Source organism: Marinimicrobium sp. (assembly GCF_002695945.1).
GTDB lineage: Bacteria > Pseudomonadota > Gammaproteobacteria > Pseudomonadales > Cellvibrionaceae > Marinimicrobium > Marinimicrobium koreense.
In genome coordinates, this window is record NZ_NZQP01000019.1 from 67,307 (window position 1) to 80,036 (window position 12,730).

At 60.1% G+C, this 12,730-nt stretch carries 8 protein-coding genes and 1 pseudogene; 3 read left to right on the forward strand and 6 right to left on the reverse strand.

Annotated elements, in window-relative coordinates; all coding sequences use genetic code 11:
- The first annotated feature begins 73 nt into the window (after positions 1–73).
- The 3 genes and pseudogenes from secA to CMG77_RS03530 all read left to right on the forward strand — a co-directional run bounded on the left by secA (position 74) and on the right by CMG77_RS03530 (position 5,114).
- Positions 74–2,800 (forward strand): annotated as a pseudogene (gene secA / locus CMG77_RS03520) (preprotein translocase subunit SecA).
- Between the two features lie 156 nt (positions 2,801–2,956).
- A complete protein-coding gene (gene argJ, locus CMG77_RS03525) occupies positions 2,957–4,177 on the forward strand; it encodes a bifunctional glutamate N-acetyltransferase/amino-acid acetyltransferase ArgJ (protein ID WP_286903620.1) in 1,221 nt (406 codons plus the stop codon).
- Between the two features lie 4 nt (positions 4,178–4,181).
- Positions 4,182–5,114 (forward strand): Nudix family hydrolase, encoded by a 933-nt coding sequence (locus tag CMG77_RS03530; protein WP_286903621.1) that lies wholly within the window; start codon positions 4,182–4,184, stop codon positions 5,112–5,114.
- Between the two features lie 9 nt (positions 5,115–5,123).
- Here CMG77_RS03530 and yacG read toward each other — a convergent pair whose 3' ends face one another.
- The 6 genes from yacG to CMG77_RS03560 all read right to left on the reverse strand — a co-directional run bounded on the left by yacG (position 5,124) and on the right by CMG77_RS03560 (position 12,484).
- Positions 5,124–5,321 (reverse strand): DNA gyrase inhibitor YacG, encoded by a 198-nt coding sequence (gene yacG, locus CMG77_RS03535; protein ID WP_286805428.1) that lies wholly within the window; start codon positions 5,319–5,321, stop codon positions 5,124–5,126.
- 58 nt (positions 5,322–5,379) lie between these two features.
- Positions 5,380–5,907: a DUF3833 domain-containing protein gene (locus tag CMG77_RS03540; RefSeq protein WP_286805430.1), complete on the reverse strand. Its 528-nt coding sequence runs from the start codon at positions 5,905–5,907 to the stop codon at positions 5,380–5,382.
- A 37-nt stretch (positions 5,908–5,944) separates the two neighbouring features.
- Positions 5,945–7,042, reverse strand: coding sequence for a phospholipase A (locus CMG77_RS03545; protein WP_286805432.1), 1,098 nt, complete (start codon positions 7,040–7,042; stop codon positions 5,945–5,947).
- Between the two features lie 80 nt (positions 7,043–7,122).
- Positions 7,123–8,058 carry a hypothetical protein gene (locus tag CMG77_RS03550; RefSeq protein ID WP_286805434.1) on the reverse strand — a complete coding sequence of 312 codons (936 nt, stop codon included), beginning with the start codon at positions 8,056–8,058 and terminating at the stop codon, positions 7,123–7,125.
- Between the two features lie 147 nt (positions 8,059–8,205).
- Positions 8,206–9,123 (reverse strand): response regulator, encoded by a 918-nt coding sequence (locus tag CMG77_RS03555; RefSeq protein WP_286805436.1) that lies wholly within the window; start codon positions 9,121–9,123, stop codon positions 8,206–8,208.
- Positions 9,098–12,484 carry a hybrid sensor histidine kinase/response regulator gene (locus tag CMG77_RS03560; RefSeq protein ID WP_286805438.1) on the reverse strand — a complete coding sequence of 1,129 codons (3,387 nt, stop codon included), beginning with the start codon at positions 12,482–12,484 and terminating at the stop codon, positions 9,098–9,100. The genes CMG77_RS03555 and CMG77_RS03560 overlap by 26 nt, the downstream gene beginning before the upstream one ends.
- Between the last annotated feature and the right edge of the window lie 246 nt (positions 12,485–12,730).

The window sequence follows — 12,730 nt, forward strand, 5'->3', positions numbered from 1 at the left end:
TTCGGTTTACTCGTCGGTTTTCCGACGAGGTGACAGTCGTTCACCCGCAAATTGCTCAAGTACGGTAATAACAATGATCGGTAAATTAGTGAAGTCCCTGTTCGGCTCGAAGAACGAGCGCGAATTGAAGCGTATGCGCAAAACAGTCGCCAAAATCAACGAGATGGAAGGCGAGCTGGAAGCGCTCAGTGATGAGGCCCTGGCGGCCAAGACAACGGAATTCAAACAACGCTTTGAGCAGGGGGAAACCCTGGATCAACTGCTGCCGGAAGCGTTCGCGGTGGTTCGCGAGGCCAGTAAGCGGGCGTTGGGTCTGCGTCACTTCGACGTNCAGATGATCGGGGGGATGGCCCTGCACCAGGGCAAGATTTCCGAAATGCGTACCGGTGANGGTAAAACCCTGGTCTCCACCTTNCCCTGTTACCTGCACGCCCTGACCGGCCGTGGCGTCCACGTGGTNACGGTGAACGANTACCTGGCNTCCCGAGACGCCGCCTGGATGGGCAAGGTNTACCAGAAGCTGGGCATGACCGTGGGCGTCATCCGCTCCATGCAGCCCTCCGCNGACAANCGCGANGCNTACGCGGCGGATATNACCTACGGNACCAACAACGAGTTCGGCTTTGATTATCTNCGCGATAACATGGCCCTCAGNCTGAAGGANAAAGTCCAGCGGCCGCTCAACTTCGCCGTGGTGGACGAAGTNGANTCGATCCTGATTGACGAGGCGCGTACCCCGCTCATCATCTCCGGTGCGGCNGAGAACAGCTCNGAGCTGTANATGCGNATGNGCAAGCTGATTCAGAACCTGAANCCGGTGCCGGAAGAGGGTGAGGATGGCGATTANACNGTCGATGAAAAAAGCCGNCAGGTTGAGTTGACCGAGCAGGGACACCAGAAAGTGGAAGACCTGCTGTCCCGNTCCGGACTGTTGCCGGAGGGAGAGAGCCTCTANGCNGCGAACAATCTGGGGCTGCTNCACCACGTCAACTCCGCNCTGCGNGCTCGNGCGCTGTTCCATCGGGATGTGGAATACATNGTNCAGAACAATCAGGTGGTGCTNATCGATGAGCACACCGGGCGCACCATGGCGGGTCGNCGNCTGTCCGAAGGCCTGCANCAGGCCATCGAGGCCAAAGAGGGCGTGCCGATCCAGAGCGAGAGCCAGACGCTGGCCTCGACCACNTTCCAGAATTACTTCCGCCTGTATCCCACACTGTCCGGTATGACCGGTACNGCCGATACCGANGCNTTNGAATTNCGGGANATNTACGGTCTGGANGTGGTGGTNATTCCCACCAACAANCCCAAGCAGCGNATTGACCTNAANGATNTGGTNTANCTNACNGTNGANGANAAGTACGACGCNATNGTNGANGACNTNAAAAANTANCANGNGCAGAANGCCCCGNTNCTGGTNGGNACCGCNTCCATCGAGACNTCNGANGAAATGTCCAGCCGNTTGAANAAAGCNGGNATNGANCACCANGTNCTCAANGCCAAGTACCACGAGCAGGAAGCGGAAATCATCGCTCAGGCCGGCCGACCGGGCGCGGTAACCATTGCCACCAACATGGCCGGTCGGGGTACCGACATCGTACTCGGCGGCAACTGGGAAGCCGAAGTCGCCAAGCTGGACAACCCCACCGATGCCCAGATCGAGCAGATCAAAAGCGAGTGGAAAAAGCGTCACGAGCAGGNGATTGAGGCCGGTGGTCTGCATATCATCGGTACCGAACGTCACGAATCGCGCCGNATCGACAATCAGTTGCGCGGCCGGGCCGGTCGTCAGGGGGACCCGGGGGTCACCCGTTTCTACCTGTCGATGGAAGACAGCCTGATGCGGATTTTCGCTTCAGACCGCATTCGGGGCTTCATGCAGGCCCTGGGTATGGAGAAGGGCGAAGCGATCGAGCACCGTATGGTGAACAACGCTATCGAAAAGGCTCAGCGCAAGGTGGAAGGGCGCAACTTCGACATCCGCAAACAGTTGTTGGAGTTTGATAACGTCGCCAATGACCAGCGNCAGGTGGTGTATCAGCAGCGCAACGAGCTGCTNGAAGCCGAAACGATCACCGACACCATCAACTCGGTGCGCTTTGATGTGGTCGATGAGATCATNAGCGAACACATTCCGCCCCAGAGTCTGGAAGANCAGTGGGATGTGACGGGTCTGGANAAGCGTCTGGAGCAGGAGTTCGGGNTGCGGCTGCCGCTGGCCAAGTGGCTGGATGAGGACGATCANTTACACGAGGAAAAGCTGCGCGAAAAACTCCAGACGGAAGTGCAGGGTGCCTACGACGCCAAGTGTGCGCGTATCGGGCCGGTGATGACCGAGATCGAAAAGCAGGTGATGTTGCAGGTACTGGACAATGCCTGGAAAGAGCAATTGGCCAACATGGATCACTTGCGTCAGGGCATTAACCTGCGCTCCTATGCTCAGAAGAACCCCAAACAGGAATACAAGCGCGAAGCGTTTTATCTGTTCCAGGGCATGCTGGATAAAGTGAAGCATGAAGTGATTCACCTGCTGGCCCGTGTGGAGCCGGTGACCCGGGAGCAGATGGAGGAGATGGAGCGCAAGCGGCGCGAAGAGCGCGAACGTCAGAAGATGCAGCTGCAGCACGACGAGGTGTCGGCCCTGAGCGGTGGTCGCCAACAGGCGGCGGAGCAGCCGGCGGGCGAGGGCGAGCCTGGCGGCCAGCCGTTCGTGCGCGACGGACGCAAAGTGGGCCGCAACGATCCGTGCCCCTGCGGTTCCGGCAAGAAATACAAGCAGTGTCACGGTAAGTTGAGCTGATTACGGTGGTTGTGTTGCGGTTTTGGTAACGGCGGATGCGGCTTCGCCTTATCCGCCCTACGCGAACTGCCAAGCTATCCGTAGGGCGGATAAGCGCAGCGCATCCGCCGTTACCCAACGTTGAGGCATCCCCTTCATTAAAACGGAGTTCCAAAAATGGCCGTTGGCGAATACCCCTTTCCCTCCATGCCCCCNCTGGCCGGGATCAAACTGGCCANGGCNAGCGCCGGGATCAAAAAGCCCGGTCGCCAGGATGTGGTGTTGATCGAGCTGGCCGCNGGTACCCGCAGCGCCGGNGTGTTCACCCGCAACGCNTTTTGTGCCGCGCCGGTGACGCTGTGCCGCGANTACCTCAAACAGGCNAGCCCCCGNTANCTNGTGATCAANTCCGGNAACGCCAANGCCTGCACGGGCGAGCGGGGTCGGCGCGACGCCATCGCCACCAGTGAGGCCGTAGCCCAGTTGTCCGGTGTTCAGGCCGCTCAGGTACTGCCTTTCTCCACCGGTGTGATCGGGGAGCCGCTGCCGGTCAACAAGATNGTCAATGTGCTGCCNCANGCNCATGCCGGGCTCAGCGAANNCGGCTGGGAAGCAGCGGCCAAGGCGATCATGACCACNGATACCCGTCCCAAGGGTTATACCGCCAGCGTCGAACATCAGGGCAAAACCATCACGGTAAATGGTATTGCCAAAGGCGCAGGTATGATCAAGCCGAACATGGGCACCATGCTTGCCTATATTGCCACCGATGCGGATATCGCCCAGCCGGTGCTGGACGANNTGTGCAAGGAGGCCGCGAATAAATCCTTCAACCGGATCACCATCGACGGCGATACCTCCACCAACGATTCCTGCATTCTGATGGCTACCGGNCAATCCGGTGCNGAGGCNATCACCGAGGCCTCTGGCGATCTGTACGAGAAAGTGCGTGGNCTGATCATNGNTGCCCATGAATANCTCGCCAAGNGNATNGTNGCGGACGGCGANGGGGCGACNAAGTTTGTCACTCTGGCGGTCAGCGGCGGCGCNAGTCAGGACGAGTGTCTGCAGGTGGGNTATGCGGTGGCGCATTCGCCGCTGATCAAGACCGCCCTGTTCGCCTCGGACCCCAACTGGGGGCGGATTGTGGCGGCGGTNGGCTATGCCGGCGTGCCGGGGCTGGACGCCAACAAGGTTCGCATCCACCTNAACGACACNCTGATTGTCGAAGACGGTGGACGNGCCGAGGGNTATACCGAAGAGCAGGGCCAGGCGGTCATGGATCAGGCGGAAATCACCATCCGCATTGACCTCGGCCGCGGCGNTTGTGNGGAAACCCTCTGGACCACCGATCTGTCCCACGAGTACGTGCGCATCAACGCCGACTACCGGAGCTGATTCCATGGGTTCGGTGGTACGAGTGGCGGTGGGTGTGATTCAGGACCCACAGGGTCGAATCCTGATTGCCCGCCGTCCCGAGCACGTGCACCANGGCGGNCTCTGGGANTTTCCCGGGGGCAAGGTCGATGANGGGGANACGCTGGCNGATGCCCTCGCTCGGGAGCTGGCGGAAGAACTCTCGATNNAGGTGCGCGCCAGCGAACCGCTGATCGATATTCGCCACGACTACCCGGACAAGTCCGTGCTGCTACAGGTNTGCCGGGTGACCGATTTTTCGGGCGNGGCGCGNGGCAACGAGGGCCAGCCGGTGCGCTGGGTCGAGCCGGCNGCNTTACCCGACTACCGCTTCCCCGAGGCCAACCGGCCGATCCTTCATGCCATTCGTCTGCCACAANAGATATTGATTACCGGTTCCGCCNACTCGGAGGCAGACTGGTGGCAGCGCCTGGANCGGGCGTTGACCAATGGCCACNCCTGGATTCACTTGCGTGCCCCGGAGCTGTCGGCCGACGCGTATCGGGCTCGGGCCCTNCAGGCGCAAGNGCTGTGTGCCCGGTTCGGTGCCACACTGATCGCCCATGGCCCGGAAGATCGCGGTCTGAGCGGGCTGGCTGGCTGGCATATGAACGCCGAGGCGTTGCGGCACTGTGAGCGGCGCCCGTTGGGGCTTTCGGGTTGGTGGGGCGCGTCCTGCCATACCCCGGAGGAGCTGGAGCAGGCGGTTCGCCTGGGTGTGGACTACGTGTTTCTGTCCCCGGTACAGGTTACCCAAAGTCACCCGGATACCGAGCCTCTGGGCTGGGCGCGTTTTGCCGAATGGACGGCCGGAGTGCCCCTGCCGGTGTACGCCCTGGGCGGTGTGGGGCCCGAGGCCCTGCCGCAGGCAAAAGCCGCCGGGGCGCAGGGCATCGCGGGTATAGGGTACGCCTGGTAGGTTCTCGTGTCAGAGGGGCTGATCGTTCTCATCAAGGATCACCGGATCGCCCGGAATCTTGTGGCCTTCACTGGCCCATTCGCCCAGATCGATCATTTTGCAGCGTTCGCTGCAGAAGGGGCGGTAGGGATAATCCTCACTCCAGACAATCGTTTCGCCGCAGGTCGGGCAGTCCAGTTTGATGGGCTCGGGGGTCGGGTCAGTCATGGCTCGGGTCCGCAGTCACTCAATGGGCGGCCGTTATAGCACCGCCCGGCAGGTCAATTCAATCCCGTTGACGGATAATGGTCAACTGGATGGTGCCTACCCTGAATCCCCACTTGCGCAGGGTGGACTGGTTGATGATGGTGTCCTCGTCGACCCGCCACATCCAGTCCTCGACGTTCAGTGCCAGTTTGCGGTCTTTGTAGTCCACTTCGAGGACGTAATCCATTTTCAGGGCATTGCCGCTGGTTTCCGCCCGGCCCTCGCCGAGCACATCGCCGGCGGTGGCCTTGTAGCTGCCGTCTTCCTGAGGCTCCAGGGTCCAGTTGCGATGCTGGATTTCGCCATCGTCAAACTCGAAGCGCTCGGCCAGGCGACCGACACCCTCGTCATCCCAACTCGCTTCGATGGTCGCGTTGAAGTAGCGGGTCACCGTGCCACCGCGACTTTTCAGCACCCCGTGGGCCGTCAGGGACCCCTGAAAGAAATCTTCCAGCGTCAGGGCGGGTTCATTTCCCGCGTACTCCTGTACCTCGGTGGAGGAACAGGCCCCCAGTGTCAGTACCAGGCTCAATAAAAGCGCGCGCATAATTCTCTCCCCAGCCAGCGTGCCCATGGGTTTTACCTCAGAACAGGTCGGTAAAGGTGATGCCCAGGCCGATGGCGTTGGTATGGTGGTCATAGTCAATCAGGCTGTGGCCATAGCCGCTGAACACCTTCAGATAACCGCGCACGGTGGAGGAAACCGGAAAACTGTACCCCAGCTCCACCGCGCCGCGATTGTTCGAGCGCAGGTTATTGCGCAGCATCAGGCTCACTATGTTGTCTTTACGATGCCAGGCGGCAGACAGTTCAAAGTTGCCCATGTATTTGTGAATATCCGGATTGTCATCGCCGGTGGGGTCATCGGGGCCGTCGCCCTCGCTCTCCGGAATGCGGTACCAGGGGTTGAACGAAAACGCGAAGGGACCGCGTTCGAACACGCTGTTGACCATGATCCGGTCCCAACTGCGGGACAGATCGCCGCTCTGGCCATTGGACTGGTGGGTGATCATCACTTCGTTGAGCACATTGCGAAACCCGAAAATGTTCCAGTCGTTGACGAAACTCAGAATCAGTTCGGGTTGATGGTTGGTTTCCCGGAAGGGGCGGGAGATCTCCCGGTAGTAGGCCTGCCAGAGCGAGTGATTGGTGTAGGCCATGTACAGGTGGCCGTTGTCGCCGAAAATTCCCTCACGGATCAGGATTTTGACGCTCAGTTGAAACTCCACTTCGGTGCTCTGCTGGCTGGCGAGTGACGTGCCGGCCTCGGCGTAGGGGGCGGTGTTGCGTTCCTCCTGGTAGCTGACCGGGAGCAGGTAATTGCGCTTGTGGGGGGTGAGCAGAAAGCGGTTGGCGCGATTGAGCGCTTCCATGTTCAGGCGCCGCTCCAGCAGGCGACTGTTGCCACTGGGGTCGTCTTCCTGACCCGCGGTATCATCGCTCATGGCCGCCAGTGCCTGGCTGATGGCATCGCGCTGGCTGGAGTCTTCGCGCGCCAGGGTACTACATACGTCGCGTAGGCCATTGATTGACATGTCCCGGCCCGCGACGGTCACGGCAATCCTTAGGCACTGGTCCATTTCCTCGTCGGATAACTCCGTGCGGGTTGGCTCAGAGGCGTCATTGGCGTACACAGGGGCACAGAATACGAACAACCACAGTGAGAGTCGGGGCAAGCGCATGCAAAGGCAATCCTTGGGGTGACGATCAATAGCCCAAGGATACAGCAAACCGTCTGACAGTTTGAGAAACGGGACGCGCTTTAGGAGGTTTCGGGACGAACTGGCGCGCCAGTTTGCATCCAGCGCTCCAGATCCTGCTCGAGCCACTGGTTCAGAAGGACGATGCCGTTCTCCACCACCTGCAGGTAGACGTCAATAATGTCGGTTGCCACCTGGAACAGCCGGTTGCTGTCGGCGGTGATCGGCCCGCCGCCGAGCACGTCGCCCTCCACCATATTGAGCAGAAACATCAGTTTGAGCTCGTACCGCTTGAGTTCACCCAACTGGCCGAATTCCGGGCCGAGCACCTGTTCCAGGCGGCGGATCTGGTGGCGCAGCTTCTCGTTGTTGACCTGGGTGTTCTGGATGACGTATCGCAGCTTGCCGTCGTGGTGAGAGTCACAGTGGCCGACCGCCGCCGCATAACTGGACAGGGCCCGGATACGCCCGATCTGCTCGACCACGCCGGGCAACATCCGGGTGGAGAAGTGCAGTAACTCCAGCATCTGCACCCGGGTGGGCGCGTCGGCGTCGGAGTGATCCGAGGGGGCGGAGAGAGGCGCTTCGAGCGGGCGGGAAAGGCTGACCAGCATGGCCAGTAGCTGCTCGACCAGGTGGCAGTGCAGCTCGTAGTTGTCGATCACGCTGTCATCGTGCCAGTCCCGGCTGATGGTCAGCCAGGCGGTGTGCAGGTTTTCCCGCTCCCGTTCGCTGAGCAGATCGCTGCCCAGGGTGAACGCCTGCAGTGCCAGCAGGCGGCGCTCCAGGGTCTGTTGGAGTCGCTCAAAGTCAGGTTCAAATTGTCGGTTGCCCCCGAGCAGGGCCATGCTCATGCCCCGGTGTCGCTGCACTCCCTTGATCATATGGATCAATTGGCGGATCAACGACAGAGCATCCTGCCGGCGTCGGTAGTCCTGGACAAAGCGCGCAAACGGGGCGCGATCTATGCGAGCTTGTGGGGCATCAGTGACGTTCATTTGCGCTGTCATGGTGCATGCAGTATCCGGGTTTGAGGCGTCCGGGCCCGATAACCGGTGTGTTATCGGGGGCGGCGGTCGTCTTGTCATATCATTCAGCAACACTTGTGCCAGAGGTTGCCCTTGTGTGGCGTCAGACCTACTGACTTACGCTCGGGCCATGCAGCGGATGGCGGCAGCCGCCGCCGAGGTGCGGTTGTCCACACCGAGTTTGCGGAACACCTGCTCCAGGTGTTTGTTCACGGTACGCGGGCTCATGGAGAGAATCTGACCGATTTCCCGGTTGGTCTTGCCGTGGGCTATCCACAGCAGCACATCAGCCTCGCGGGTGGTGACACCAAAGATCTCTCGCAACCGATCCGTTTCGGATCCTTCCCCGGGTTGCTCCAATAGGCGCAGAAGGATGTCGGTGCCGCTCAGCGGTGCCAGGTATTCCAGGGTGAGTGCGGGAGACAGCCCTCGAAGAGGTAGTTTGTGTCCGGTTTGCGGCTGGTGGTTGAGCCATTCGCGTAACTGTCCGGCGAGTTGGTCCTGAGCCTGGGGCTGATTCAGTCCGGCGCGTTTCAGATGCGCCTGCACTTGTGGTGTGGTCCATAGCAGAGTGCCGCTGCGGTCAATGGCAAACAGGTATTGGCCGGCGGCGTCCAGCGCATTGTGCGCGCTCTGGGTAAGGCGGGCGTTGGTAATGTGCACCCGCATGCGTGCGACCAGCTCCTCGGGGTTGATCGGCTTGGTGATGTAGTCCACGCCTCCGGCGTTCAGCCCCTGAACCACGTGCTCGGTATCGCTCAGGCCGGTCATGAATATCACCGGAACATTGGTCAGGCGTGGGTTCTGTTTCAGCCGCTTGCAGGTTTCAAAGCCATCAATCTGGGGCATCAGAGCGTCCAGTAAAATGATGTCCGGCGTAATGTTCTGGGTGATGGTCAGCGCCTGTTGGCCCTCCAGTGCCACCAGCACGGTCATGTGTTCCGCCTCCAGTGCGTCGCTGAGCATGTGGATGCTTTCGATGGCATCGTCGACCACCAGAACCACGGGTTCAGAGGGGTTCTCGTTGGAGCTCATTGTCGGGTACCTGTAACAGTCGAATGATGGTTTCGAATTGGAATTGACCCGCCAATCGGGTCAGTGTCTGCACGAACTCTTCAGTGGCCAGGCCGTTCGCTTCCAGCTCCGCCAGGGCCTGCTGCAAGCCGCTTTTGTGGCCAATCAAAGCCAGCTTGCGTAGGGGTTGCAGATGCACTTCATCGGGCAGTGTCAGCGCGGTGATCCGCTTGTCGGAGCGGGGTGGTTGTGACGCAGGCGTACTGATCGCCACGGGTCGGGTGTGCCAGCGTAAATTGAGCTGTTGCCCCAACGTTTCCAACAGGCTGTTCAACCGTACCGGCTTGACGATATAGGCATCGTGCAGGGCAGTGTCCACGGCCTTGCCTTCGCTGGCATCGGCGGAAATCATCACCACAGGCTGGTAATAGTCCATGGCGCGAAGCTGGGCAACCAGCTCCCAGCCGTTGAGCCCGGGCATGGAGACATCCAACAGAATAAGATCCGGCGCCTCCTGTCGGACCCGGTCCAACACCGTGAGCGAATTGTCGACCTCAACGACATCAAACCCCAACGGTGTCAGCATGGCGTGCACCAGTTGGCGGTGCGAGGCCTCGTCATCCACCACCATGACGCGCTTGGCCTCGCCCCGGTAACCCTGAATGTCCTGGGCCTCGGTCGGCGCTATGTCCGAGGCGCCCCGAATGCGGCTCATCATCAGTGTCACTTTAAAGACGCTGCCTTGCCCGGGAGTACTCTGCAGGCTGATGTCGCCGCCCATAATATCGGTCAGCAATTGGGTGATGGTCAGCCCCAACCCGGTACCGGATACCTGTTCTCCAGGGCGGCGGATGCGTTCAAACGGGCGGAATATCCGCTGCTGATCGTCGGGCGAAATGCCTTCGCCGGAATCTTCAATCGTGAACTCTGCCACGTCGCTGCGGTATTTGACCCTCATGCTGACCCGGCCGTGAGCGGTGTATTTGATCGCATTGGACAGCAGGTTGATCAGAATCTGCCGCAGGCGCTTTTCGTCGGCGCGAACCAGAGGAGGCAACGGATCCTGACAGTGGTACTCGAACTGCAACCCCTTGCCTTCCGCCTGCAGCCGAAACATGTGCACCAGTTGTTCCAGTAGCGGGCCGAGGCGGACCTGATCGCGATGAAGATCCAGTCGGCCCGCTTCGATTTTTGAAATATCCAGCAGGCCTTCGATCAGGTCGGCCAGGTGCTCGCCGCTGCGGCGAATGACGCCCAGGGCGTCGCGCCGGTGAGGGGGAATCGCCGGGTCTTTCTCGAGCAGTTGCGCATACCCCAGCACCGCGTTCAGTGGTGAGCGCAACTCGTGGCTGATGCCGGTAAGGTACCGGCTTTTGGCCTGATTGGCGGCGTCGGCCTGTTCCTTGGCCCGCTGCAACGCCTGGTCGGTCTGTTCGTGTGCGTCGATTTCCTCCATCAACAAGCGGGTCTGGCGCTGCGACTCTTCCTGGGCGACGACCCGACTTTCATGGGCCAGCACGAACAACCAACTCACGACACCGGTAATGATTACCAGAATGAAAAACACTTTCCAGAGCAGGGCCGCAAAGAGCATGGCGGATACTTCATCAGGGAAGGCTGTCTGTTGGTAAATCAAGGAGAGCAGCACACCCGAGAACCCGTTGATCCCAATAACCAGTAACAGGAAATTACCCAGGCGGGCATTGATGTCGGGTATCAGCCAGGAGGGCAGCCAGCGGTGCACCCAGTTGCGGATCTGTTCAGGGTAGCTGGCGCCGGGTTTACAGAAGTCGTTGCATCGGGCGTCCAACGAGCAGCATAACGAACAGATGGGGCCGTCGTAGGCGGGACAGTGGGTGACATCCTCTTTATCAAACCGGTGTTCACAGATGCAGCACTGGTGAGTGGCGGCCGTGGGCGTCAGGATAATTGGCTCGCGGGCGATGTAGTACCGCCCGCCGGTTCGCCAGGCGATCAGTGGAGCAATAACCAGAGCGCTCAACAGAGTGATGAAGTGCGAGAGCGCCTGGAAGGTTTCGCCCCAGAAGCCGAGATAACCGATCACGCCGATCAGGGTGGCGGTGATCATGGTGCCGACGCCCACGGGGTTGATGTCGTACAGATGGGCGCGCTTGAATTCGATATGGGGTGGACTGAACCCCAACGGCTTATTGATCACCAGATCGGCCACCAGAGTGCCCACCCAGGCAATGGCGATCAACGCGTATAGCCCCAGGGTGTTCTCCAGTGCCCGATAGACTCCCAGCTCCATGACCAGCAAGGCAATGGTGACATTGAACACCAACCAAACCACCCGCCCCGGATGACTGTGAGTAAGGCGGGAGAAGAAGTTGGACCAGGCGATGGACCCGGCGTAGGCGTTGGTCACATTGATTTTCAACTGCGACAGGATGACAAACAGTCCGGCGATGGCCAGGGCCGCCGTGGGCGACTGGGTGACGTAGCCAAAGGCCACCTGATACATGTGGGTTGGGTCAATCGCTTCGTTCGCGGACATGCCGTGTGACAAGGCCAGCACCGCCAGAAAGGAGCCCGCCATCATTTTGAGGGCTCCGATCACAATCCAGCCCGGTCCTCCGGCGCTCAGGGCCAGCCACCAACGGCGACGCTGTTCCGGTTTGGGTTCGGGCATAAAGCGAAGGTAATCCACTTGCTCGCCAATCTGGGCAATCAGGGAGAAGATGACCGCAGAGGCCGCCCCAAAAAGCAGCAGATCAAACCCGCCACCGGCTTCGCGTGTGTAACTGGTCCAGTCCGACACCGACTGGAAGTCGGCCCATAGGATGAATGCAAACGGCAGCGCCTGCAGAAACACCCAAAGCGGCTGGGTCCAGAGCTGAAAGCGGCTGATAAAGGTGATGCCGTGCGTGACCAGCGGAATCACCACAACGGCACAGAGAACATACCCCCACACGATGGGAATGCCAAAGAGCATCTCCAACGCCATGGCCATAATGGCCGCTTCGATCGCAAAGAAAATGAACGTGAATGATGCGTAAATCAGGGAAGTAATGGTGGACCCGATATAGCCAAAGCCCGCCCCTCGAGTCAGAAGATCAATGTCGACGCCGTACTTGGCGGCGTAGTAGCTGATCGGAAAGGCCGTCAAAAGGATCACCAGGCTTACCGCCAGGATCGCCACCATGGCATTGGTAAACCCGTAATTCAGGGTGATTGCGCCACCGATTGCCTCCAGAGCCAGAAAGGAAATCGCACCCAGGGCGGTGTGTGCCACCCGGGCGGGCGACCAGCGCCGGGCTCGCTTGGCGGTGAAACGAAGCGCGTAGTCCTCCAGCGTCTGGTTGGCAACCCATTGGTTGTACTGACGGCGCACGCGGAAAATGGTCTGTTTGGCAGTCATGGCATTCGCTTATTGAATAACAGCCGGTGAAGGCATTGATCGGGCGATGTCCATGTCGGCCGTCGCCGTGCGCCGGTATGACGCATAGCGCCCGGGCAGGCGAACCAGGGTGGTGCACTTTGTATGGCCGGGCCGGAGCTCAGTGCGCTGAACCCGGCACTCCTTGAATCAGGTATCAATCTTTATGCCATCTGTGGCGTGCAGAACATTAAAGGCAAAGTGGGTGGTCGGTGGTATGGGGTGATT